The organism is Pseudomonas sp. P4_B4, assembly GCF_056402255.1.
This window is the reverse complement of the sequence record NZ_JBFUHS010000001.1, coordinates 273,759-297,335: the sequence shown is the minus strand read 5'-3', so window position 1 is coordinate 297,335 and position 23,577 is coordinate 273,759. Positions and strand designations below refer to the sequence as shown.

Here is a 23,577-nt window from a genome sequence, read left to right as displayed (position 1 = left end):
AACAATGAGCAAACAAATCCACGTTACCGACACGATCCTGCGCGACGCCCACCAATCGCTGCTCGCGACCCGCATGCGCACCGAAGACATGCTGCCGATCTGCGACAAGCTCGACAAAGTCGGCTACTGGTCGCTGGAGTGCTGGGGCGGCGCGACGTTCGACGCCTGCGTACGTTTCCTGAAAGAAGATCCGTGGGAGCGTCTGCGCCAGTTGCGCGCCGCGCTGCCTAATACCCGCCTGCAAATGCTGTTGCGCGGCCAGAACCTGCTGGGCTACCGCCACTACAGCGACGACGTGGTCAAGGCCTTCGTCGCCAAGGCCGCGGTCAACGGCATCGACGTGTTCCGCATCTTCGACGCCATGAACGACGTGCGTAACCTGCGCGTGGCCATCGAGGCGGTGAAAGCCTCCGGCAAACACGCCCAGGGCACCATCGCCTACACCACCAGCCCGGTGCACACCATCGAGGCCTTCGTGAACCAGGCCAAGCAAATGGAAGCCATGGGTTGCGACTCGGTGGCGATCAAGGACATGGCCGGCCTGCTGACCCCGTACGCCACCGGCGAACTGGTCAAGGCATTGAAAGCCGAGCAATCGTTGCCAGTGTTCATTCACTCCCACGACACCGCTGGCCTGGCCGCGATGTGCCAAATGAAGGCCATCGAAAACGGCGCCGATCACATCGACACCGCGATCTCCAGCTTCGCCTGGGGCACCAGCCACCCGGGCACCGAGTCGATGGTCGCCGCCCTTAAAGGCAGCGAGTTCGACACCGGCCTGAACCTGGAGCTGCTGCAGGAGATCGGTCTGTACTTCTACGCCGTGCGCAAGAAGTACCACCAGTTCGAAAGCGAGTTCACCGCCGTCGACACCCGTGTTCAAGTCAACCAGGTACCGGGCGGGATGATTTCCAACCTGGCCAACCAGTTGAAAGAGCAGGGCGCACTGAATCGCATGAGCGAAGTGCTGGCCGAAATTCCGCGGGTTCGTGAAGACCTCGGCTTCCCGCCGCTGGTGACCCCGACTTCGCAGATCGTCGGCACCCAGGCGTTCTTCAACGTGCTGGCCGGCGAGCGCTACAAGACCATCACCAACGAAGTGAAGCTGTACCTGCAAGGCGGCTACGGCAAGGCGCCGGGCACCGTGAACGAACAACTGCGTCGCCAGGCCATCGGCAGCGAAGAAGTGATCGACGTTCGCCCGGCTGACCTGCTCAAGCCGGAAATGGCCAAGCTGCGTGCCGATATCGGTGCACTGGCCAAGTCTGAAGAAGACGTACTGACCTTCGCCATGTTCCCGGACATCGGTCGCAAGTTCCTCGAAGAACGTGCTGCCGGGACTCTGACACCTGAAGTGTTGCTGCCGATTCCTGAAGCCGGCGGCGTCACTTCTGTTGGTGGGGAAGGCGTGCCGACCGAGTTCGTCATTGACGTTCACGGCGAAACCTACCGCGTCGACATCACCGGTGTCGGTGTCAAGGCCGAAGGCAAGCGTCACTTCTACCTGTCCATCGACGGCATGCCGGAAGAGGTGGTGTTCGAGCCACTCAACGAATTCGTTGGCGGCGGCAGCAGCAAGCGCAAGCAAGCCACTGCGCCGGGTCATGTCAGCACCACCATGCCGGGCAACATCGTCGACGTGCTGATCAAGGAGGGCGACACCGTCAAGGCAGGCCAGGCCGTGTTGATCACCGAAGCGATGAAGATGGAAACCGAAGTCCAGGCGGCCATCGCCGGTAAAGTCACCGCCATTCACGTGGCCAAGGGCGACCGGGTGAACCCGGGCGAGATCCTGATCGAGATCGAAGGCTGAGTTAACAGCCGCGATACAACGCTTTATACCTCGGGGGAGCATGTGCTCCCCTTTTTTTCGCCCAGCGTTTGATGGTTAGAAGGTCATCCGCCACTGCGCGGTCGCGCCATGGTTTCGGCTGTCGGTACCCATCTCGCCATTTATGCCGACGCCCAGCTTGTGCTGCGCCGAAAGCCCCAGCTCCAGACCCGCATCCACCATCAGACTGTCGCGATCCAGCGGCGCACCGGAAACGGTGTCTTTACCGCCACCGGTGATCAGCCGTTGGCGGGTTTCCGTGGCGATCTCCCCGTAGGTATGTTTCCAGCTGGCACTGAACCGTGGCGTCAGTTGCATGCCGTTATCCAGCGTATTGATCTTCGCCAGTCGCAGGCCAAAAGTGCTGTTGAGATTGTTCTGCTCCTGGCCCTCGACCTTTAACGCCGCAGCGCCTCCTTTTTCCGTGAAGCCATCGCGCTGATAACGTTGGTAGCCAAGGCCGGCGAATGGCTCGATGTTGATGTTGGCGCGGCCGAGGTTGTATCCGACTTCGGCAAACGCCTGTTGGGTGTTGGCGTCGTACCTGCCTTTGGGGCGGTCACTGAAACCATTGAAGGCCACCTGGCGTTGAGTGCTGCCGTCGTGATTGCTGTAGCTGGCGCCAAGGCGCAAAGACATGGAGCCGCTCTGGCGCAGGGCATAAGCCCCCAAATGCCAGCTATCGAGGTCGCCGTCGAGGTCACGGCTGTCCAGGCGAGTCTGTGATTTACCCCCCATCATGCCGATGCGCCATTCTTCGTCAACTGCCCAATCCGCCCCCAGAACCAGACCTTGGGTCGAGTACTTCAAGGCATCGTAGTCGCGATCCAGTGTGCCGCCGTACCCCAATGCCTGTAGCCAGACTCGGCTAGCGCTATTGTCGGCCGCTGCCGGGCGCGAAGCTCTCTTTTGACTGCTGAAACCCGAGGCACTGCCTGACTGGCGCATTGCCGAGAGCATCGCGGCGCTCACGGAGCTGTCACTGTTCAACGTTGCTTTGGCCAGGTTGGCGGTAGTGCCTGCGGCCAGTTGCTCGATGGTGTCAGACGCGTTCTCTGGACTGGGTTGCTCCGGTTGTTGGGCGGATGCAACGTCAGCGCAACCCAGGACAAGTGCAATCGCCAAGGCAAGTTGTTGTGGTCGGTATTTGTGTTGAACAGGCATCGATTTTGGCCTCTTTGTCAGAAGACCAAACTCTAAAAGGAAGGCTATCGGTACCGATGTCAGGCGGTTCCTGCGGTGGTGCGGGGAGTCTCAGATTGTCATGTAGTCAATGGCTGACTGTTCGACGGAGACAGTTTTTGCCCCTTCGAACTGACGTCTTTTCTTACAAGAAGTCGAGACATGGCCGGCTATCGCGATGCCTGGAAGCACTTTACGCGCGACACTCTACCAACCCTTTAACCTGCCCCGAAGCCGTCTGGTTCTCATCGCTCAGCCACTTCTCGAACCCCGCGCCAATCGCCGGCCATTCCGAGTCCAGGATCGAGTACCACGCGGTGTCCCGATTTTGCCCTTTGACCACCATGTGCTGACGGAACACACCTTCAAAACTGAAGCCCAGGCGCTCGGCCGCGTATTTGGAGCGGGCGTTGGCGTTATTGCATTTCCATTCCAGGCGGCGGTAGCCCAGGGCAAAGGATTCCTTGGCCAACAGGTAAACCGCCTCGGTGCTTTTCGGCGAGCGCTGCATCGGCGCGCCGAAGGTGACGTGGCCGATTTCGATGCGGCCCTGGGCCGGGACGATGGACATCAGGCTGAGAAGGCCCTGGACCTCGCCGCTGGCGCGGTCGATCACGCTGAAGAAATACGGGTCGCTGCTGGCCGCGTGGTTGTTCAGCCAGTCGTTGAAGACGCTGCGCTCCGGGAAGGGGCCGTAAGGCAGATAGTCCCAGAGTTTCGGGTCGGCGCCGGGGCCTTGCAGGGCGTTGAACAGGTCGTCGCCGTGGCGCGCCGGGTCGAGTTTTTCCAGGCGGATGTAACGCCCTTCGATCAATTGAGTCGTGGGGGCCGGGACGCCTTTCCAGTCGGTGAGTGAAATCGACATGTTGTTCTCCTTGAACCTAGGGGGCTTTCTCAATTAGTTTTCACGCCGCGCCGGGCCTGCTGTTGTGCAGGGCAAGGCGCGAGAAGCGTGGTTTGGTCATTCCAAATAAGCTTCGAGCAACGCAGCCCTGCACAACAGCAGGCCCGGCCCTTCGGGTTGTGCCTTAAAACGGGCCAGGCTGCGTTGCAGGCCTTGGAAAGGGAACAACCATTTCCAGCGGCCTGCGCCTTGCCTGGCCCGCTTTAAGGCGACAACGCGACGGGAAAACTAATTGAGAACGCCCCCTATGGCTTTGCGAAACTGGATGAAACCGGGGCGTTCGGCGATGCGCTCGTAGAGCTGGATCGCGGTGGCGTTGGTTTCGTGGGTCAGCCAGTGGACCTTGTTGCAGCCGTCAGCCTTGGCCGTGGTGTAGACGAATTCGATCAACTGCCGGCCGACGCCGGTGCCGCGGGTTTCCGGTGCTACCAACAAGTCTTGCAGGTAGCAGGAGTTTTCGATGGCCCAGTTCGAACGATGGTAGATGAAATGCACCATGCCCACCGCTTTGCCGTCGGCCCAGGCGAGGGCGGCGTGGGTTGGTTCGCTCGGGTCGAGCATGCGCTGCCAAGTGCTATGGGTAACGGCCTCCGGTAATTCGGTTTTGTAGAAGCGCAGGTAGGCCTGCCACAGCGGCAACCAGGCCGCGTGATCACCGGCGGTGACTTGGCGAATGTCGATTTGACTCATGGTGACTTCCTTAGCGCATTAATTGGGCGAGAGTTTGGTCGTTGACGTCGGGGCTGGCGGCCAGGCCTTTGCGCACGCCGGCGATGTCGGCGGGGCTGCGGTTCTGGCTGAGCTTGCGCTTGCCTTCCAGACGGTCGATGGGAATGGCGAAACCGACAATGGCCTTGAGCATGCCGTCGATGTAATCGGCGGGGGCATCGGCCACTGACCACGGTTGGGCGCGGCCAGCTTCATGACGATCGGTGAGGGTGCTGACGATGTCGAGCAGCCGCCCGCCATCGCTGAAGGTTTCGGCTCGGCCATAGGCGTGTACGGCGACGTAGTTCCAGGTTGGCACGACTTTGCCGTGTTCGGCCTTGCTCGGGTAGAAGCCAGGGCTGACGTAGGCGTCGGCACCGGCAAAAATCAGCAGGGCTTCGGCGCCGTCGCGCAGGTCTTTCCACTGTGGATTGGCTTTGGCCAGATGCCCGTACAACGTGCCGTTCGAGCCTTGTTCGCAATGCAGCAGCACTGGTACATGGCTGGCTTGCAGGCCGCTTTCACCGTGGGTCACCAATATGGCGAGACGGGTGGCGAGGATCAGTTCATGCAGTTGGGACAACTCGTCGATGGCAAAAGCACGTGGCGTGTACATGGAGATATTTTCCTTGGCGAATGTCTGCATCCTAGGCAGGCTATTGGTCTGTTGTAAGAGCCATTAATGACCAATTTCATGGGTCCATTGCGATGACTAGCGAACCACTGTCCCTGACCTTCAACCCGGCGGGTATCGAACTTGATCGTCGCCAGGGGCTGAGTCGTCAGCTCTACCAGGCATTGCGTACGCGTGTGTTGGACGGGCGACTGGCCAGCGGTACGCGTCTGCCTGCCAGTCGTGATCTGGCAGCCGCGCTGGCGATTTCCCGTAACAGCGTGGTGCGTGCCTACGATCAGTTGTACGCCGAAGGGTTTATCGAAGGGCGGGTCGGCGACGGGACTTATGTCGCGCAATTGCCCCAGGCAACCGTGCCGGCAAAAAAACTATCCACAAAAGTATCCACAGGGTTTTCAACAGGGTTACCCACAGCCTTATCCACAAATTGGCTCGATTTACCTGTGGATTCATCCAGCAAAGTTATCCACAACGACCCGTTGACTCGGGTCAAAAATAACCATTTGGCCACTCCGCCGAGCGGCCCGCCCCGGGCATTTCGGGTCGGTGTTCCGGCGTTCGATCTGTTTCCATTTGAGGTCTGGGCCAAGCTGAATGCGGCTTTCTGGCGCAAGCCGGATTTTCAACAGCTGTGCTACGGTGATCCGGCAGGCGATGCACGCTTACGCGGGATGATCGCCGCGTATTTACGCAGTTCCCGTGGCATGCAGTGCACAGCTGAACAAATTCTGATCACCAGTGGCGCGCAGCAGGGAATCAGCCTTTGTGCACAGTTGCTGGTGGAGCCCGGTGACGGGGTGGCGATTGAAAATCCGGGGTATCGGGCGGCAGGTCATGCCTTTGCCGTGGCGGGCGCGCGGCTGCACGGGGTGGCGGTGGACAGCGAGGGCATCAATTGCAGCGAACTGTCAGCACTCGATGATTGTCGGCTGACCTACGTCACGCCGTCACACCAGTATCCCACCGGCGTGGTCATGAGCCTGGCGCGACGCCTGGAGCTGCTGGCCTGGGCCGAGCGCACTCAGGGCTGGATCGTCGAGGATGACTATGATGGCGAGTACCGATACAGCGGCGCGCCACTGGCGCCTTTGGCAGCGCTCGATCGTCACGGACGGGTGTTGTATGTCGGCACGTTCGGCAAGGTCGCGTTTCCGGCGTTGCGTCTTGGTTATCTGGTGCTGCCGCCGGGGCTGGTGCAGGCCTTTGCGCAGCGACGTGCGGTGGACGTGCGGCACTCCGAAGTCAGCACCCAGGCGGTGATGGCCGAGTTCATGGCGGCCGGGCATTTCCAGCGTCACATCCGGCGTATGCGACGTGCGGCGCTGAGTCGGCGCAATACTTTGCTCAATGGTTGGCCACTGGATATTCCAGGCATCGGCAAGCTGCCCACCGTCGCCGCGGGATTGCACATGACGGTGCCGGTCGACAGCGTGGCCCGTGAACGCGAGCTGATTGAGTTGGCGAGCAGTGTCGATGTCGAGGTCAACGGCTTGAGCAGTTATTGGCTGCCGGAGTCCGCAACCCCGATGGATCAACGCGCCGGTCTGGTACTGGGTTTTGCCGCAGTGCCCGAAAAGGCAATCGAGGCGGCGCTGCAACGGTTACGGGCAGTGTGGCGTATTGGCTGAAGCGCGCGGATTGGCAGTCCGCGCTTACGGGCTTCCCGGTGTTGTTCCAGAAGGCCAATTGGCGCTCCGGGTTTACGAGAAGAACAGCGCACGTGCCAGTTGCGGGCTGATCTCGCTGCGATAGATTGCAATCACTTGCGGGTTGGTGGTGGCCGAGCGCAGGTCGAATGCACCCGCCAGCAGTCGTTGATCCCGCAGTTTCAGATGGGCAACGGTGAAGGCGTCGACCGGCGCATCCTGGCTGGCATAGTGGAAATGCGCATACCACAGCACTTGCTGGTTTCGGCGCTCGCGAATTTCATATTCCTGCATGTAATCCTTGCGCGGGCCCTTGAGCCGGCGTCGATCACCGCTGCGCACGATGTCGATTTCATTTTTGCTTCGCAGCCACTGGACGCGGGCGGCCGTGGGTGGCTGCTGTTTGGTCATATCGATGCGTATCCGTTGACCCTCGGCGTACAGTCGATCACGCGCCTCGTTCAACTCTGCGCCCAGTTCCGTCGCGGTAACTGTGGGTCCATCGATGCTGTTAGAGTTGATCAGGGATTGCTCAAGGGTCCTGGCACTCTGGTCGAAATGGTCGGCTTTTTGCTGGAACAGTTCCTCGATTTCCACCGGGATGCGGCCGGGCTTTTTTGCGCTCGCTTCGGTTTGCTGGATAAAGCTTTCCAGGCCATCGAGCAGTGTCCGGCCATGGGCAATTTGCGTGTCGAGTGCCGGTGCTGGAACCGTCGGACGGCGACGTCTGGCCGGAACCCGTTCAAGCCAGACCCCGGGTGTTTTTTCGTGAAAGGTGGCGATGACTTTGCCGGTCATGGGTGCGCGCACATCAAGCAGAACCGGCTCTCCCGGTGCAGCGGAACGTACTTCGCCCACGACTGTGCCATTGAAGCGTGTTTTCACCACTCGTTTGCGCGATGCCGGTACAGGCCTGGAAGGTCCTGGGCGGAGTTCTTTGGGTGGTTCCTCTCGTAGCAACTGTGCCAGGTAACCCTCGGTGTCCTGCTGGAATTCGTTGACCCGTTTGCGCAAGTGCTTGAGCGGTTGTTCCTGTACTGCATCCTTGTGGTTGACGGCGAAGTCCTCGAAGGATTGTTCAATGGCCACGAACTGTTCGAGCATGCCACTGAGTGCTTCGATGCGTTCACCTGCCCCCCAGGCGCTTTCTTGCAGCATCAGCTCTTGCGAGGTCTGGATAACCAGATTGGTCGTGTCGAGCAGGCGTGTGAATTCGCTTCGTGCTTCATTCAGGGCAACGCTGTCACCCTCATTGAGGCAAACCTCGCGGGCCAGGGAAACCTGGAGCGCCTTGAGATCGTTCAGGCTGTAAGCCGGCAGTTTGGCTTTGTAGGTGCTGACCATCTCCGCAGCACTTCTACCCAGTCGACTCAACTCCTGGAAACGTGAATGAGCAAACTCGATTTTGCCGATCATGCCCTCGGTCAGGCCGATCATTTTTTGATAGGTCGTACGGTCGCCAGCCCCGCCTGCCGTTTCTTCAGCTTCCAGCAGCGTCAGGGTCTCCTGCAGGGTTTCGGTGAAGGCTGGACTTTTTTGATCGAGCCATGTCTGGTTGAAAAACAGCTGGGTGCCGAGCATCTCGACCATGTCGGTGCGGAAACTGGAAACCGTTTCGAGCAGGTTCAATGATTTCAATTGTTCAATGGGAGCCGCGTATTGGCTGGTGCGCTGGTCGAGTTTATCGAGGAACTGCTGTTGAATGGCAGGCCGTGTCTCGTCGCTGGCGACTTTCATTTTGTTGAATGCATCCGTCAGCTCTGTGCGTGCGCTTTCACGTTGGTTATTGAATTCGGCCAACTGCTGTTTGAGCTCGGTGACGCGCTGTCGATTTTGTTGTTTCAACGCCTTGCGTCGACTCGACAAACCACCGCCCCGCAGACGCAGGCGCGTATCGACAAACCAATCACCCCGTTGATTGCTGATCAATGCAGGGCCGCTGCGTAGGGGCTGTTGCCGTGAGTCGATAATCGATACCTCACCGGTTTCCTCAACGGCCACTTCGAACCAGCGCTCACCGACCGGGGCGTAGTACCGGGTCCCGTGGCGATAGAGGTGGCGGTAGACACCGTTGTTGCTGTCGGGTGGGGTGAGTGGTTCGGGTCTGGTGATGTTGAAGCGGTCCAGGGTTTTCGCCAGGCTCAGGGCGGCACCTGTCAGCACGGATATTCGATGCTGTGAAGAGGCAGGCTCGCCGACGGTATCGGGCAACTGAACAACCACAACAGGGGGGGATGCCGGTTTCTCCTCAACTTCGGTCGCTACCGTTGGCGAGGGCCTTTCCTCAATTCTGCGGGCAGTCGCATGGCGCGTGCTGGCGTGATGGGCGAGCACCATGGCCAGGGTCAGCAACAGGTCGGTCATTGCGGTTTTCTGTTGTTGTCGGTCACCGGTCTCGTCGGCGTCCACGGTTTGTTGCAGGTCATCCAGTACCTGCCAGATCCAGGCGGCCGTTCCGACGGTGCGGCCAAGAAAGGGCAGCGCCGCGTTTAGAATCATCCACGCCGCTTGCTTGAAGGTCGCCCAGCGATTCTGTGCATTGGACACCGATTGCTGTTGCGCCAGCTCGACCAGCGCGTTGACGTTGGCCTTGAACAAGTTGGCCAGATAATCAGCGGCGACGACCCCGGTACCCAGGGAAAGCGTACCGCCCATTTGCAGCGGGGTCAGTGGGTCAGCCAGGAGTTGCGAGAGGGACCAGACCGAAGGTCGGTCGCCGGTGAACACGTAGTTCGCGTAATTGGCGCGCACTCTGTCCGGCAACCAGGCGAGCACCGATTGACGCAATTTCGGCGTGTGTTTGATGGCATAGACCAGGTTGGCCGTTGTCGGGTACTGGCTCAATGGCTGATCGAGCAGGGGTCGGTAGAGCAGGCAGGGGCCTTTGTCCATCTGCCGTGGGCCGATCACGAACATGTTGGCCACTTCGTCCGCAGTGGCACTCAGGCGCCAGCCGGGATTGAGCGCCAGTGGGCGAATGACAATTTCCTGGCCATCCACCCAGCGGTTGGCATCAAGCGCTTGAACCACGGCCGCGACATAGCGGTAACCCCGTTCATCAATCCCGCCCTGTGCGCGAATCTTTTGCTGCAACGCCAGGAGCGGCAGCTCGACCCGCAAGTGGCTGGTGAACAAATTCTGGCGCCGCAGGCTCTCAAGGGGATCGTCGAGCAGTTTGCTTTTGATCAGCGTCGGATAGGTCTTGCCGATGTCGACGCTGGTGATCAGCGCCTCCAGGTAACTCACCGTCAACCATGCCGGCAGTGCTGTGGCGCTGGTGCTGCGCACGGTTTTGTCGCCCAGCGGCAGGGCAATCAGGTTTTGCAGTGCCAGGTCGACCAGGCTCAGCGTGGTGCGCTCGGGCTTGACCAGCGGCACGAAGGCGCCCCAGACCACCACGCTATCGACCACGATCTCGATGTCCGCCAGATTCAGTTGTGCGGCATCGGCGTGCTCTTTGAGCATGGCATCGCGCAGTTGATCCAGGGTGAACTCGCGGATTGGCTTGATCCCGTCTTGAAACGACTGACCGGCGTTCTGATTCTGTATTTGTGCCAGATCCATCAGGTGACGGCTGTAAGCGGTGAGATCGCTGGCCGAAGCGCTGGCCATCCAGTCCGGCAATGCTTGTTCGACCCGACTGAATCGAGAGGGTTTTTGCTTGTCCTTTGGGTCGAGTTCGTTCGTTGAACGGCTGATGTGCGGTGCCAGGTCGGGATTCACCGCGCCGGTATCGTTCGCCAGGGCGCCAATCGAGTCCGCTTGCAGGGCAATCAGGTTGCACGCCAGATGGTCGAAGTAATTGCCCTCGGGCTCGATCAGGCGCCATTGCAAGGTGTTGCCGGTTGCCTGCCCATCTGAATACGTCAGCAAGGATTCTCCCAGTTCCTGTAACGAGTCGTAGGCCTGAAAGCCGCGGGTAATGGTGTGAGTAATGATGAGGCTGCGGGTGCCTTGGGTTCCGATCAGTACCGCCATGTCGAGGATGTTGAGGTGAGTCGAGACACCCTCGCTCAAGCCGTCGAGGTCGATCAGGCATGCCCGCGAATGATAGGGGTCGTGAGGCTCGCGCGTGCTTTTTTCCGGGTAAGCGAACAGATTGCGGGCCATGGCGTAACGGTCGGTGTCCCAGTTCGAGTTCGAGTTCGATTCGATGTTCCACAGTTCGCGTAGCGAGTTGGACAGGCTTTTCCACCGTGGCGCGGACGCTCGGGTGTACTGGTTCCAGTAGTCGACCTGTTGCTCTTGAAAGGCAACAAACAGCAGCGGCGCCAGCTCGTTGAGCAGTCGCCCGATGGCATCGATTCTGACGGGCAGTTGCGCCGGAGTGGATTTCAGCGGTTGCAGCGTGAGGTAGTGCTCGCCATCGAGGTAGACCACGGGGGTGGCCGCTACACCATGGCGTACCAGCGCGTCGGTCAACGATTCAAAGCGGCGTGGTCCTGGGACGACACGCTGTTCGTGAAGGGTCCAGGTCGGGGTAACCACCATGGCCAGGCGCGGGTCGATGTGCAGGTCCGGGTACAGCGCTTTCAGGGCCGGTTGCAATGCATGGGTGGCGACCTCCCTGATCGAGGGGCCGGCCACCAATTGGGTAAGCAAGGCGTCTTGATCAGCTGAGAGATCGGGAGCGGAAAGGGAGGTGGAAGTTTCGGGCATGGGTCACATCCTTTGTGGGGGCTGGCACCGTTGAACGTTCGGTGTGCGATCCCCGCAAGGTAGTGACGGGCAAGACGGCATTGGCGGTAAATAATTATTGCGGGCAAAAAAAGACCTGCGCAAAACGCAGGTCTTGATGGCGACGGGAACGACGCGGTTATCAGGTACCGGACTTGATCTTGGTCCAGGCCCGGGTTCGTGCACGTTCGGCATCGCGCGGCAGCGGTTGCAGGGTGTAGAGCGTGCCCATCGCCGCGTCAGTTGGGTACAGGTTGGGATTGTTGCGGATCGCCGGGTCGACCAGTTCCGTGGCGTCCTTGTTCGGGTTCGGATAACCCACGAAGTCGCTGACCGGTGCAATCACTTGCGGCTGCAGCAGGTAGTTGATGAAGGTGTAGGCGTCTTCGGGGTTTTTCGCCCCTTTCGGAATCGCCAGCATGTCGAACCAGATCGGCGCGCCTTCCTTCGGCAAACGCATGTCGACGACCACACCGTTCTTGGCTTCCTTGGCGCGGTTGGCGGCTTGCGAGAAGCTGCCGGAATAGCCGACCGCGACGCAGATGTCACCGTTGGCGATATCGGCCATGTACTTGGACGAGTGGAAGTAGGTGATATACGGACGGATCTTCATCAGCAGTGCTTCAGCCTTGTCGTAGTCCGCAGGCTTCTTGCTGTTGGGGTCCAGGCCGAGGTGTTGCAGAGCCAGTGGCAGTATCTCCGAGGGCGAGTCGAGCAGGGCGACGCCGCACTGCTTGAGCTTGCTGATGTTTTCTTCCTTGAAGATCAGGTCCCAACTGTCTACCGGCGCGTCGGCGCCTAGGGCGGCCTTGACCTTGTCCGGGTTGAAGCCGATCAGGATGGTGCCGTACATGTACGGCACGGCGAACTTGTTGCCCGGGTCGTTGGCTTCGATCAGTTTCATCAGCTTGGGATCGAGGTGGTTCCAGTTCGGCAGCTTGCTGCGGTCCAGGGGCTGGAATACCCCGGCTTCGATTTGCTTGGCGAGGAACACGTTGGACGGCACCACCACGTCGTAGCCGGAGTTGCCGGTCAGCAACTTGGCTTCCAGTGCTTCGTTGGTGTCGAAGATGTCGTAGACCAGTTTGGTCTGGGTGTTCTGGGCCTTGAAGTCTTCCAGGGCCTTGGGCGTGATGTAGTCGAACCAGTTGTAGACGCGCAAGGTTCGCTCTTCAGCGTGTGCAGTGCCGCTGAGTAGCGTGGCGCACAGGGCTGGAAAAATAAAACGCTTAAGACTTTTCATTCTTCTACTTCCTCATTAAGCGCTTTTAAAACCTTCGAGAACGTTCACGGCATTGATGCCGATTTCTTCCACGGCATAGCCACCTTCCATGACGAACAGCGTGGGTTTGCCGAGCGCCGCGATGCGCTTGCCCATGGCCAGGTAATCCGGGCTGTCGAGTTTGAATTGCGAGATTGGATCGTCCTTGAAGGTGTCGACGCCCAGGGACACCACGATGATGTCGGCGCCGTAACTTTCGATCTCTTTACAGGCTTGTCCCAGCGCTGCGCTCCAGGTGTCCCAGCCTGAACCGGCGGCCAACGGATAGTTGAAGTTGAACCCTTCGCCGGCGCCTTCGCCGCGTTCATCTTCATAGCCGAGGAAGAACGGGAACTCGGCTTCCGGGTGGCCGTGGATCGAGGTGAACAGCACGTCGCTGCGTTCGTAGAAAATCGACTGGGTGCCGTTGCCGTGGTGGTAGTCGACGTCGAGGATCGCGACCTTTTCATGGCCTTGATCGAGGAACGCCTGGGCGGCGATGGCGGCGTTGTTGAGGTAGCAATAACCACCCATCAAATCGCTGGCGGCGTGGTGTCCCGGTGGACGGCACAGGGCGAAAGCAGAGCGGGCGCCGCGCTGGATTTCAGCTTGGGCGGTGAGGGCAACTTGTGCTGCGCTGTACGCGGCTTGCCAGGTGCCGGCGGTGATCGGGGCGCCGCCATCGAAGCTGTAATAGCCGAGCTGGCCGTGGAGGCTGGTGGGTTTGACCTGGCGCAAGGTGCGGGCCGGCCAGGTGTAGGGCAGCAGGTCACCGTCGGTGTTGAATTCGGTCCAGCGCGCCCAGGCGCCTTTGAAGAAGTCGAGGTAGTCTCGGCTGTGAATGCGCTCGATCGGCCCGAGGCCGAAATCCTTTGGCGCTTCGACAGGGCCCAGATTTTGATTTTGCACCCGTGCCAGCACGTGGTCGGCACGCGAAGGCATTTCGAAGCAGGGCTTGAGTTGCCCGTCTATCAATTCGCAACGGCCGTGGTGCAGGTGGTGATCATCCGAGTAGATCGTCAGCATTTCTTGTTCTCCACAGGCTGGTTCGGTTGCACACAGTCTTGCGGCGCAGACGATTTTGGAGAACGGCAGGAAAGGCCAAAAGGGGATCGATACGGCCAAAACATTTGACCGAAATTCGCCCCTTGCTCGTACCGCCGCTCCCACAGGGTTATCCGTGTGGCCGAAACTGGCTGGGCGCCACACCACTCCAGCGCACAAACGCATGGCGAAAACTCGCGGTCTCGCTGAAGCCCAACGCCTCGGCAATCTGATAGATCGGCAATTGATCCTCGCAAAGCATTTGCTTTGCCTGCTCGAAGCGCAGTTCGTCGAGCAGTTCCTGATAGCTGCAACCCATGTCCTTGAGATGCCGGCGCAAGGTCCGCGCCGAACAGTTCATTTGCTCGGCCAGCCCCTCCAACCCCGGCGCGGCATTCAGTTGCGCGCTGAGCAATTGGCGGATCCGTCCCAGCCAGGCCTGGCGCCCGGTGAACTCGATGTTCTGCTTGCGGCAGCGTTCAGCCATGGCTTGATGGGTGATGACATCGGCCAGCGGCAGTGGCTGGTCGAGCCAGCGCTTGTCGAAGGCGAAGGCATTGTTCCGCGCGCTGAAGTGCACTGGGCAGTTGAAGTGTTCGGCGTAGGTCGCTTCGTAGTCGGGCGCGGCATGTTCGAAGCGTGCGCCGAGCAAGGGCAGGGAATGGCCGAGCAGGTCGTCGCAGGTGACTTTCAGCGACACCAGGCAGAACTCGGCGTTGAACACCGCCATGGCCGGGCTCTCGCGGTAATCGGCGGCGGCGAACCAGATGCGCTCGCCATCGTCTTCAAGGCTCAGTTCGAAAAGTGTTCCCAGCAGCGCCGGATAGCGCATCGCCAGACGCAAAGCGTCACCGAAGGTGGCACTGGTGAGCAGGGCGTAACCGAGCATGCCATAGCAGGAAACGTGCATCCGCCGGCCCAGTTCCAGGCCGATGTCACGCTTGAGGGCAACGGCGTTGGCGCAGACCTGCATTTCCTGATTGGTGGTGATGCGCGTGTCGGTACGGTTCAGATCCGCCGCACAGATGCCGCTGCCGGCCAGCAGCGCTTCGCTGGACAAGCCTTGTGCCTTGAAGGCATCGAGTACCAGGGAGACCGCGTTGAGCGTGGTGAGGTGGGAGTGGAGCATGAGGACTTCCAGCCTTGGGATAGCTGGAGCGCAGCAAGTTGTATGCCGGGTGATGTCCCCTGTGGGAGCGAGCCTGCTCGCGATAGCGGTCTACCATTCACATTGATGTGACTAATCCACCGTCATCGCGAGCAGGCACGCTCCCACAAGGGTGATGTGGTGTCAGCTTAGTTCGCCGCACAGGTCGAGTTCGACGAGCCGACGGACTTCTTCTGTCTCAAGCCCCGCCCCCAACAACCCATGCAACTTACCGAACGCCGCCTCACGGGTCATGCCGCCACCGGACAACACGCCCACACCGCGCAAGCGACTGCCGGCTTCATAGACGTCCAGTTCAACTCCGCCTTCGTGGCATTGCGTGACTGCTACCACGACCACGCCGTTGTCCCGCGCACGTGCGAGGCTGGCGAGAAACCCGGGGTTGTCGCTCGGACCGGTGCCGCTGCCGTAGCACTCCAGCACCAGGCCCTGAATGCCGCTGTCGAGCAAACCATCCAGCACCTCGGCGCCGATGCCGGGAAACAGCGGCAGCACCGCGACGTTCGCCAATTGTTTGGGCTGGTTGTAATTCAGCTGCGACGGAACCGAAGTCGCCTTCACACCGCCGCCCTGACGCTCCAGTCGCTTGAACGGATGACGGCCGAAACTGCGTACCTTGGCGCAACGGGTCGGGTCCAGCCGTTCGCCATGGAAGTACAGATGCACGCCCGGCGCCAAGCCCTGGCCCAGTGCAACCAGCGCACCGCCGAGGTTTTCCCAGGCGTCGCTGTCAGTCACACCGGCCGGCAGCATCGAGCCGGTGAAGCACACGCGGGCATGCAGTCCGAGCAACTGGAAACTCATGGCCGCCGCGCTGTAGGCCAAGGTGTCGGTGCCGTGCAGGATCAGCACGCTGTCGCAGGCCTGAACATCCACCGCATCGACCACGGCTTCACGCAGCTGCTGCCAATACGTCGGGGTCATGTTGGCGCTGTCGATCAGCGGCGACATTTCACGGAAGCGCCACTGCGGCACCACCAGCTCAGGCTGGCTGTGCAGGTAGTCACGCATCCGCGCTTCGAAACCGGACGCCGGGGCCAGGCCATGGGCGCTGGCCTGCATGCCGATGGTGCCGCCGGTGTAGAGCACCATGACGTGCTGGGCGGCAGGGTAGTTATTGGCAACCATGGAGTTGTCTCCGCAAGAGATGACCTGTGGGAGCGAGCCTGCTCGCGATAGCGTGCTGTCAGTCACATCGCTTTCGGATGTGCCGCAATCATCGCGAGCAGGCTCGCTCCCACCCGTTATGCACTTTAACTGACGGGCGCAGAGGATGCGCCCGTCGTCTACCGATCAGCGTTGCGCTGCGGGTACACCTTGCGGCTCAACTTCAGCCTTGCCGACAGCGGCAGGCGGATTGGCCGGCCACGCCTGGCGATCCAGATCCAGGTCCGGGAACTTGGCAGAGTCGAACACCGGCGTCTTGATGCCAGAGGCGCGCTGGTCATCGTAGTCACGCAGGATGCGCATGCCGACCTTGAACAGCAGGAACAGCGCGATCAGGTTGACGAACGCGAGCATGGTCATGGTGATGTCGGCGAAGGCAAATACGGTGCCGAGGTTTTCGATGGCGCCCCAGAAAATCAGCACCAGTACCAGCGCGCGATAGCCCATCAGCGCCTTGCGGTTTTCACCGATCAAAAAGCGCAGGTTGCTCTCGCCCAGGTAGTAGTTGTAGAGGATCGAGGTGAACACGAACAAGGCCAGGGCCACGGAGATGAACATCCTGCCCCAGTCACCGACCACGGCGGCCAGCGAGTTCTGGGTCAGGGCAATGCCGTCGCCTTCGAAGCCCGGGGTGTAGAAGCCGGAGAGCAGGATCAGCAGCGCAGTGCAGGTGCAGATCACGAAGGTATCGAGGAACACACTGAACGCCTGAACCACGCCTTGCGCCACCGGGTGCTCGACCGCCGCAACCGCCGCCACGTTCGGCGCACTGCCCAGGCCTGCTTCGTTGGCGAACACGCCACGCTTCACGCCCATGACAATGGCGCTGCCGATCAGACCGCCGAAGGCCTGGTCCAGACCGAAGGCGCTCTTGACGATGGTCATCAGCATGCCCGGCACATGGTCGAACTGCAGCACGATCACGTAGAGGGTCACGCCGATGTACACCAGGGTTTTCACCGGCACCAACAGGTCGGCGACCTTGGCGATGCGCTTGATCCCGCCGATGAACACCAGGCCCAGCAGCACGGCCAGGCCGATGCCGGTGTAAGTGGTATCGAGACCGAACGCGTTGTTCAACGAGTGCGTCACGGCATGGGCTTGCAGGCCATTGAAGGCGAAGCCGAAGGTCACCAGCAACAGGAACGCCATCACCATGCCAAGCCAGCGTTTTTGCAGGCCGTGCTGGATGTAATAGGACGGGCCGCCACGGAAGGTGCCGTCGGAGTCGCAGCGCTTGTAGAGCTGGCCGAGGGAGCATTCGAAGAAGCTGCTGGACATGCCGACCAGCGCGGTCACCCACATCCAGAACACGGCACCGGGGCCACCGAGGGTCACGGCAATGCCGACACCGGCGATGTTGCCGGCTCCGACGCGGCCGGCGAGGCTGAGCATCAGGGCCTGGAACGAACTGAGTTGCCCGGCGCTGCTTTTGAGGCTGTCGCGGAACACCGCGAACATGTGGAAGAAGTGACGCAATTGAACGAAACGCGAGCGGATCGTGAAGTAGCTACCGAGCCCGACTATGAGCACGATCAGTACTTTCCCTGAGAGGAAGTCGTTAATGACTTCGAGCATGGATTATTCCTCGCTGTTTTTTGTGTAGGCAACAATGCTGGCCGGACAGACACATCGAGTTACACCGCTTGGCGCACGGCACAATGGGCGGTTCGAAGTTCGTCCCGGTTTCATATCGCGGGTTTGTTATTAGTTCGGGTTTCGCATGGGTTGTGGCCTCGCTACCGACGACCGCTCACGCGAAGAGGGGCGGCACTATACCGATGACGGTGCCGTCCGTCTGCACGGTTGTGGTGCATGCGGTGAAGCGAAGCCTTTGAAACACCTGACATTTTTGCTGTCAGGCTCTTGTGGGTGCGAGCCTGCTCGCCCCCCACAGAAGACGTTTGTCCTTTCAAACAGTTAAAAAAAAGGGCCTGGAGATTGATCTCCAAGCCCTCAAAAGGTGAGAGGTGTCTAGTCCCTCGACCTGGTGAGCGGTGCTACAAGTAACGCGTCGGGTTATGCCTTCAGAGGCACCAGACGCGGAGCAATCATGTTTTCCGGGCGCAGGATGTCGGCGAGCATGGCTTCGTCTAGCAAACCTTCTTCGCGCACCAGTTCCAGCACGCCGCGGCCGCTTTCAAGGGCGAGGCCGGCGATGCGGGTGGCATTTTTGTAGCCGATGTACGGGTTCAGCGCGGTGACCAGGCCGATCGAGTGCTCGACCAGTTCACGGCAGCGGGCTTCGTTGGCGGTGATGCCGACGATGCAGTGCTCGCGCAGCATGTCCATGGCGCGTTGCAGCAGGCGGATCGAGTCGAAGATCTTGAAGGCGATCAGCGGCTCCATCACGTTCAGTTGCAGCTGGCCGCCTTCGGCCGCGATGGTCAGGGCCAGGTCGTTGCCGATGATCTGGAACGCCACCTGGTTGACCGCTTCCGGAATAACCGGGTTGACCTTGCCTGGCATGATGGAGCTGCCTGGCTGACGTGCCGGCAGGTTGATCTCGTTGATGCCGGTACGTGGGCCGCTGGACAGCAGGCGCAGGTCGTTGCAGATCTTCGACAGCTTGACCGCGGTGCGCTTGAGCATGCCGGAGAACAGCACGAAGGCGCCCATGTCGGAGGTGGCTTCGATCAGGTCGGCGGCCGGTACCAGTGGTTGACCGCTGATCACGGCCAGACGCTGAACGGCCAGGTGCTGGTAACGCGGGTCGGCGTTGATGCCGGTGCCGATCGCGGTGCCGCCCAGGTTCACTTCGGTCAGTACTTCCGGAGCCAGAGTCTTCAGGCGTGCCAGGTCTTCGCCCAGGGTGGTGGCGAACGCACGGAATTCCTGACCCAGGGTCATCGGAACGGCGTCTTGCAGCTGGGTACGACCCATCTTCAGGACGTGGTTGAATTCTTCACCCTTGGCCGCGAACGCCTGAATCAGGCTGTCGAGGCTGGCGAGCAGGGCGTCGTGACCGAGCAACAGACCCAGACGGATTGCCGTCGGGTAGGCATCGTTGGTCGACTGCGCCATGTTCACGTCATCGTTCGGGTGCAGGTACTGGTACTCGCCTTTCTGGTGACCCATGGCCTCCAGCGCGATGTTGGCGATGACTTCGTTGGCATTCATGTTGGTCGAAGTGCCAGCGCCGCCTTGAATCATGTCCACCACGAACTCTTCGTGGAAGTCACCGCGGATCAAACGTGCACAGGCTTCGCTGATGGCAGCGTGCTTGGCTTCGCTCAGGTGACCCAACTCACGGTTGGCGTCAGCAGCGGCCTGTTTAACCATGGCCAAGCCGACAACCAGTTTCGGGTAGTGCGAAATCGGAACGCCCGAAAGGCGGAAGTTATTCACCGCTCGCAGGGTCTGGATACCGTAATACGCTTGAGCCGGTACTTCGAGGGCGCCAAGCAGGTCATTTTCTGTGCGGAATGATGCAGCGGAGGACATGATAGAAATCATCTCAATATGGACCCGGTCTGTGCCGGAACGCTGCGAATGCTAGGCCTGTGGAGAATTTTGGGCCAATGCTGTTAAACACTAGGCTATGCATATTCGGCATAATGCCCGTGTGACGCCGGCTTGACGGCGAACGTGCGACCTAAATTGGTGCGTGTCCGGGAGGACGTGATGAATCTGGAAAGCAAATGGCTGGAGGACTTCAGTGCCCTGGCCGCCACCCGCAGTTTCTCCCAGGCCGCCGAGCGGCGTTTCGTGACGCAGCCAGCGTTCAGCCGGCGAATCCGCAGCCTTGAGGCCGCGTTGGGGCTAACCTTGGTCAACCGTTCGCGCACGCCGGTGGAACTGACGGCGGCGGGGCAATTGTTTCTGGTCACCGCGCGCACCGTGGTCGAACAGCTCGGCGAAGTGCTGCGCCATCTGCATCACCTGGAAGGCGGGCAGGGCGAAGTGATGCAAGTTGCTGCCGCGCACTCCCTGGCGCTCGGTTTCTTTCCGCGCTGGATCGCGCAGTTGCGCAACGAAGGCCTGAACATCGCCACGCGGCTGGTGGCGACCAACGTCGGCGACGCGGTGCATGCCTTGCGCGAAGGCGGCTGCGATCTGATGCTGGCGTTCTACGACCCGGACGCCGCCATGCAGATGGACCCGGAAATCTTCCCGTCGCTGCACCTTGGCCACACCGAGATGTTGCCGGTGTGTGCCGCCGACGCCGACGGCAAACCGCTGTTCGATCTGGAAGGCGAAGGCAGCGTGCCGCTACTGGCGTACAGCGCCGGAGCGTTTCTCGGCCGGTCGGTGAACATGCTGCTGCGTCAACGGGCGCTACGCTTCACCACCATCTACGAAACAGCCATGGCCGACAGCCTGAAAAGCATGGCCCTTGAAGGCCTGGGCATCGCCTGGGTGCCGCAACTGAGCGTGCGCGCCGAGCTGGCGCGGGGTGAGCTGGTGGTCTGCGGTGGGCCGCAATGGCATGTGCCGCTGGAGATTCGGTTGTATCGCTGCGCTCTGGTACGCAAGGCCAACGTGCGGTTGCTTTGGCGCAAGCTTGAGGGTGGCGCGGCGAGTTCTGCTGCTTGAAGGCAAAATGTGATCAAGGCCGACGGAGTTGGCCTTGATCCGCTGAAAGGGTGTCGTTCACTGTTAGCCATACCGTTTGAGGTAGTTGCGAATATTCTCCTGATTTTTACTGCTGAAGCTGAACGCAGCAGTTTTCTCTGTAGTTGCATACATGACCGACTTGGCGTGACCCCAGTAAGTTCTAACGTCGCCACTGTCTTGATGCGTTGCATTGAACATGTGACCGAACTCGTGGGCTGCAGTGGATTTCGGATCGAACGAGGCGATTCCCAAGTTGCCCGGGGTATAGGCAACACCTAAAGTTGTTTTATTAATGCTGTCGCGCGTTAAGAGTAAACATTTGTAAATGCTGTTGTCGTGAATAGCGGATTTTGCGCTGTTAATGTATTTCAAAAGTCCAGCCTCTAGCGACACAAACAGGTCGTCCAGATCTTCGGTTTTATAGTCCAGGCTGCTCAAGGCCGGTGCATCTGAAGGTTGCACGAAGGTAACGTCGGTGATACGGCCTGAAATTCGTGCAATTTCATCTGCCAGCCAATCGAAGTGGTCTTGGTAGAGCAGGTCTTCGTTAGTTCCTTCCAAGTCATTGTGTATGAATACGATCAGCATAATTGGTCGCTTTGCCATAGGTGGTTCCTTTTAAAATGCGTGATTTTTAGTCTTGATCAAGTTGTGTGGGAATGTAAAATCTTGAATGCCGATCATTGGAGAAATTTCGCTTTTGTTCGATAGGCTTTCAACTCGATGGTGTTGAGAGCTTATATATAATTGATATTTTGTTTGAATGTTTGGTAGTGTTTTAAAAGTTGTTGCTGTGCACTTTTAGAGATTAATTTTTTTAGATGGATTTGGTGTTTGAGTAGAGCCATTGGTGCGGGAATTTTCTTGATCCTTAAGTCAATAAAATTGCCGATTTGCATCCGATGACAGATGGTCGCAACAGGGGCTGTTTATCTGCCTCATTGAGGTATACTGCGCGGCCTTCGGCCGGTTACGACCGGCCATAATTCGTACAATCAAGCCACGCATCCTGCGTGGCTTGTTGTTTTTTGACGCGCCTGCGGGCGCCCAGAGAGAAGAGGCACGACGATGAGTGCACTGGTTGGCGTGATCATGGGCTCCAAGTCCGATTGGTCCACCCTTAGCCACACCGCCGATATGCTGGAAAAGCTCGGCATCCCTTACGAGGTGAAAGTGGTCTCTGCCCACCGTACCCCGGACCTGCTGTTCCAGTACGCTGAAGAAGCCGAGGCGCGTGGCATCGAGGTGATCATCGCCGGTGCCGGTGGCGCGGCCCACTTGCCAGGCATGTGTGCGGCCAAGACCCACCTGCCGGTGCTGGGCGTACCAGTACAATCCGCAATGCTGTCGGGCGTTGATTCGCTGCTTTCCATTGTGCAGATGCCAGCGGGCATTCCGGTCGCCACCCTGGCCATCGGCAAGGCGGGCGCGATCAACGCAGCCCTGCTGTCGGCGAGTATCCTTGGCGCCAAGCACCCGCAGTTCCATACGGTGCTGAAAACCTTCCGTGCTGAGCAGACAGACAGCGTCCTGGACAATCCAGACCCACGCATCGCCTGAGGTTGTTGACGATGAAGATCGGTGTAATCGGTGGCGGCCAGTTGGGTCGCATGTTGGCACTGGCGGGCACTCCGCTGGGCATGAACTTCGCTTTCCTGGACCCGGCGCCGGATGCTTGCGCAGCCGCGTTGGGCGAACACCTGCGAGCCGATTACGGCGATCAGGATCACCTGCGTCAGTTGGCCGATGAAGTCGATCTGGTGACCTTCGAGTTCGAAAGCGTTCCGGCCGAGACCGTGGCCTTCCTGTCGCAATTCGTTCCGGTCTATCCGAGCGCCGAAGCCCTGCGCATCGCCCGCGATCGCTGGTTCGAGAAGAGCATGTTCAAGGACCTGGGGATTCCTACCCCGGCGTTCGCCGACATTCAGTCCCAGGCTGATCTGGACGCTGCCGTGGCTTCCATCGGTCTGCCGGCGGTGCTGAAGACCCGTACTCTGGGTTACGACGGCAAGGGTCAGAAAGTCCTGCGCACCCCTGAAGATTTGGCTGGCACTTTTGCCGAGCTGGGCAGCGTGACCTGTCTGCTGGAAGGCTTCGTGCCGTTCACCGGTGAAGTCTCGCTGATCGCCGTGCGTGCCCGCGATGGTGAAACCCGCTTCTATCCGCTGGTACATAACACCCACGAAAGCGGCATCCTCAAGCTGTCCGTGGCGAGCACCGATCACCCGTTGCAAGCCCTGGCCGAAGACTACTCCAGCCGTGTGCTCAAGCAGCTGGATTACGTCGGCGTGATGGCGTTCGAGTTCTTTGAAGTCGACGGTGGCCTCAAGGCCAACGAAATTGCCCCGCGGGTGCACAACTCAGGGCACTGGACCACCGAAGGCGCCGAGTGCAGCCAATTCGAAAACCACCTGCGGGCCGTTGCCGGTCTGCCGTTGGGTTCGACGGCCAAAGTTGGCGAGAGCGCGATGCTCAACTTCATCGGCAAAGTGCCGGACACCGAGAAGGTCGTGGCCATCGCCGATTGCCATCTGCATCACTACGGCAAGGCCTTCAAGGTCGGCCGCAAGGTCGGTCACGCCAACCTGCGTTGTGCAGATCGCGAAACGCTGACCGCGCAGATCCTCAAGGTCGAAGCGCTGATCGCCGAATAGTTTCATGTGGCTGCGGCGGAACCATTCAGGGACCGCCGTTCTCTCATGGCAGGATGCCAAAGTCTGACTAGGCTTTGGCTAGGTGTCCTGTCTCACCAATACTGTTCCTTTTTGACGGTGTCTGTTGCCGTCATGCTGCGTTGC

Annotated in this window: 16 protein-coding genes and 1 pseudogene; 5 read left to right on the top strand and 12 right to left on the bottom strand. The window is 60.0% G+C overall.

The window, feature by feature from the left end; translation table 11 throughout:
• Positions 1-4 precede the first annotated feature (4 nt).
• Positions 5-1,813, top strand: a complete 1,809-nt coding sequence (gene oadA, locus AC1DVE_RS01410) for a sodium-extruding oxaloacetate decarboxylase subunit alpha (protein WP_223455251.1) — start codon at positions 5-7, stop codon at positions 1,811-1,813.
• Between the two features lie 75 nt (positions 1,814-1,888).
• Here oadA and AC1DVE_RS01405 read toward each other — a convergent pair.
• The 4 genes and pseudogenes from AC1DVE_RS01405 to AC1DVE_RS01390 all read right to left on the bottom strand — a co-directional run.
• A pseudogene (locus AC1DVE_RS01405) lies at positions 1,889-2,881 on the bottom strand (autotransporter outer membrane beta-barrel domain-containing protein); the annotation flags it as partial.
• A 325-nt stretch (positions 2,882-3,206) separates the two neighbouring features.
• Positions 3,207-3,878 (bottom strand): GNAT family N-acetyltransferase, encoded by a 672-nt coding sequence (locus tag AC1DVE_RS01400; RefSeq protein ID WP_477783671.1) that lies wholly within the window; start codon positions 3,876-3,878, stop codon positions 3,207-3,209.
• Positions 3,879-4,145: 267 nt separating this feature from the next.
• Positions 4,146-4,607 (bottom strand): GNAT family N-acetyltransferase, encoded by a 462-nt coding sequence (locus AC1DVE_RS01395; RefSeq protein WP_223455255.1) that lies wholly within the window; start codon positions 4,605-4,607, stop codon positions 4,146-4,148.
• Positions 4,608-4,617: 10 nt separating this feature from the next.
• Complete coding sequence (locus AC1DVE_RS01390) at positions 4,618-5,241, bottom strand: FMN-binding negative transcriptional regulator (RefSeq protein WP_057712705.1); 624 nt, start codon at positions 5,239-5,241, stop codon at positions 4,618-4,620.
• A 92-nt stretch (positions 5,242-5,333) separates the two neighbouring features.
• Between AC1DVE_RS01390 and pdxR the strand changes: the two genes are divergently transcribed.
• Positions 5,334-6,887, top strand: a complete 1,554-nt coding sequence (gene pdxR, locus AC1DVE_RS01385) for a MocR-like pyridoxine biosynthesis transcription factor PdxR (protein WP_223532001.1) — start codon at positions 5,334-5,336, stop codon at positions 6,885-6,887.
• Positions 6,888-6,959: 72 nt separating this feature from the next.
• Here pdxR and AC1DVE_RS01380 read toward each other — a convergent pair whose 3' ends face one another.
• The 7 genes from AC1DVE_RS01380 to AC1DVE_RS01350 form a co-directional block, all read right to left on the bottom strand.
• A complete protein-coding gene (locus tag AC1DVE_RS01380; protein WP_477783670.1) occupies positions 6,960-11,564 on the bottom strand; it encodes a hypothetical protein in 4,605 nt (1,534 codons plus the stop codon).
• Between the two features lie 160 nt (positions 11,565-11,724).
• Positions 11,725-12,825, bottom strand: a complete 1,101-nt coding sequence (locus AC1DVE_RS01375) for a polyamine ABC transporter substrate-binding protein (protein ID WP_223532005.1) — start codon at positions 12,823-12,825, stop codon at positions 11,725-11,727.
• Between the two features lie 15 nt (positions 12,826-12,840).
• On the bottom strand, positions 12,841-13,869 hold the full coding sequence (locus tag AC1DVE_RS01370) for a histone deacetylase family protein (RefSeq protein WP_223455262.1): 1,029 nt from the start codon (positions 13,867-13,869) through the stop codon (positions 12,841-12,843).
• Between the two features lie 148 nt (positions 13,870-14,017).
• Positions 14,018-15,016, bottom strand: a complete 999-nt coding sequence (locus tag AC1DVE_RS01365; protein ID WP_223455264.1) for an AraC family transcriptional regulator — start codon at positions 15,014-15,016, stop codon at positions 14,018-14,020.
• A 162-nt stretch (positions 15,017-15,178) separates the two neighbouring features.
• A complete protein-coding gene (locus AC1DVE_RS01360; RefSeq protein ID WP_223455266.1) occupies positions 15,179-16,183 on the bottom strand; it encodes an asparaginase in 1,005 nt (334 codons plus the stop codon).
• Between the two features lie 165 nt (positions 16,184-16,348).
• A complete protein-coding gene (locus AC1DVE_RS01355) occupies positions 16,349-17,800 on the bottom strand; it encodes an alanine/glycine:cation symporter family protein (RefSeq protein WP_223455268.1) in 1,452 nt (483 codons plus the stop codon).
• A 441-nt stretch (positions 17,801-18,241) separates the two neighbouring features.
• Positions 18,242-19,666, bottom strand: a complete 1,425-nt coding sequence (locus AC1DVE_RS01350; protein WP_046038891.1) for an aspartate ammonia-lyase — start codon at positions 19,664-19,666, stop codon at positions 18,242-18,244.
• Positions 19,667-19,846: 180 nt separating this feature from the next.
• On the opposite strand from AC1DVE_RS01350, the gene AC1DVE_RS01345 reads away from it, so the two are divergent.
• A complete protein-coding gene (locus AC1DVE_RS01345) occupies positions 19,847-20,758 on the top strand; it encodes a LysR substrate-binding domain-containing protein (protein WP_223455270.1) in 912 nt (303 codons plus the stop codon).
• A gap of 63 nt (positions 20,759-20,821) precedes the next feature.
• On the opposite strand, the gene AC1DVE_RS01340 is transcribed toward AC1DVE_RS01345, so the two are convergent.
• Positions 20,822-21,385 carry a zinc metalloprotease gene (locus AC1DVE_RS01340; protein ID WP_223455271.1) on the bottom strand — a complete coding sequence of 188 codons (564 nt, stop codon included), beginning with the start codon at positions 21,383-21,385 and terminating at the stop codon, positions 20,822-20,824.
• Between the two features lie 462 nt (positions 21,386-21,847).
• On the opposite strand from AC1DVE_RS01340, the gene purE reads away from it, so the two are divergent.
• Both purE and AC1DVE_RS01330 read left to right on the top strand, forming a co-directional pair.
• On the top strand, positions 21,848-22,339 hold the full coding sequence (gene purE / locus AC1DVE_RS01335) for a 5-(carboxyamino)imidazole ribonucleotide mutase (protein WP_223455273.1): 492 nt from the start codon (positions 21,848-21,850) through the stop codon (positions 22,337-22,339).
• An 11-nt stretch (positions 22,340-22,350) separates the two neighbouring features.
• The gene (locus tag AC1DVE_RS01330) at positions 22,351-23,433 is read left to right on the top strand and encodes a 5-(carboxyamino)imidazole ribonucleotide synthase (protein WP_223455275.1); all 1,083 of its coding nucleotides are present in this window, start codon (positions 22,351-22,353) and stop codon (positions 23,431-23,433) included.
• The last annotated feature ends 144 nt before the right edge of the window (positions 23,434-23,577 follow it).

Bases quoted from the DNA above. Each gene is read 5' to 3' on its own strand.
- AC1DVE_RS01400 (WP_477783671.1), bottom strand. From the start codon at position 3,878: ATGTCGATTTCACTCACCGACTGGAAAGGCGTCCCGGCCCCCACGACT.
- AC1DVE_RS01345 (WP_223455270.1), top strand. From the start codon at position 19,847: ATGAATCTGGAAAGCAAATGGCTGGAGGACTTCAGTGCCCTGGCCGCC.
- purE (WP_223455273.1), top strand. From the start codon at position 21,848: ATGAGTGCACTGGTTGGCGTGATCATGGGCTCCAAGTCCGATTGGTCC.
- AC1DVE_RS01370 (WP_223455262.1), bottom strand. From the start codon at position 13,869: ATGCTGACGATCTACTCGGATGATCACCACCTGCACCACGGCCGTTGC.
- oadA (WP_223455251.1), top strand. From the start codon at position 5: ATGAGCAAACAAATCCACGTTACCGACACGATCCTGCGCGACGCCCAC.
- pdxR (WP_223532001.1), top strand. From the start codon at position 5,334: ATGACTAGCGAACCACTGTCCCTGACCTTCAACCCGGCGGGTATCGAA.
- AC1DVE_RS01340 (WP_223455271.1), bottom strand. From the start codon at position 21,385: ATGGCAAAGCGACCAATTATGCTGATCGTATTCATACACAATGACTTG.
- AC1DVE_RS01390 (WP_057712705.1), bottom strand. From the start codon at position 5,241: ATGTACACGCCACGTGCTTTTGCCATCGACGAGTTGTCCCAACTGCAT.
- AC1DVE_RS01330 (WP_223455275.1), top strand. From the start codon at position 22,351: ATGAAGATCGGTGTAATCGGTGGCGGCCAGTTGGGTCGCATGTTGGCA.
- AC1DVE_RS01365 (WP_223455264.1), bottom strand. From the start codon at position 15,016: ATGCTCCACTCCCACCTCACCACGCTCAACGCGGTCTCCCTGGTACTC.
- AC1DVE_RS01395 (WP_223455255.1), bottom strand. From the start codon at position 4,607: ATGAGTCAAATCGACATTCGCCAAGTCACCGCCGGTGATCACGCGGCC.
- AC1DVE_RS01355 (WP_223455268.1), bottom strand. From the start codon at position 17,800: ATGCTCGAAGTCATTAACGACTTCCTCTCAGGGAAAGTACTGATCGTG.
- AC1DVE_RS01350 (WP_046038891.1), bottom strand. From the start codon at position 19,666: ATGTCCTCCGCTGCATCATTCCGCACAGAAAATGACCTGCTTGGCGCC.
- AC1DVE_RS01360 (WP_223455266.1), bottom strand. From the start codon at position 16,183: ATGGTTGCCAATAACTACCCTGCCGCCCAGCACGTCATGGTGCTCTAC.
- AC1DVE_RS01375 (WP_223532005.1), bottom strand. From the start codon at position 12,825: ATGAAAAGTCTTAAGCGTTTTATTTTTCCAGCCCTGTGCGCCACGCTA.
- AC1DVE_RS01380 (WP_477783670.1), bottom strand. From the start codon at position 11,564: ATGCCCGAAACTTCCACCTCCCTTTCCGCTCCCGATCTCTCAGCTGAT.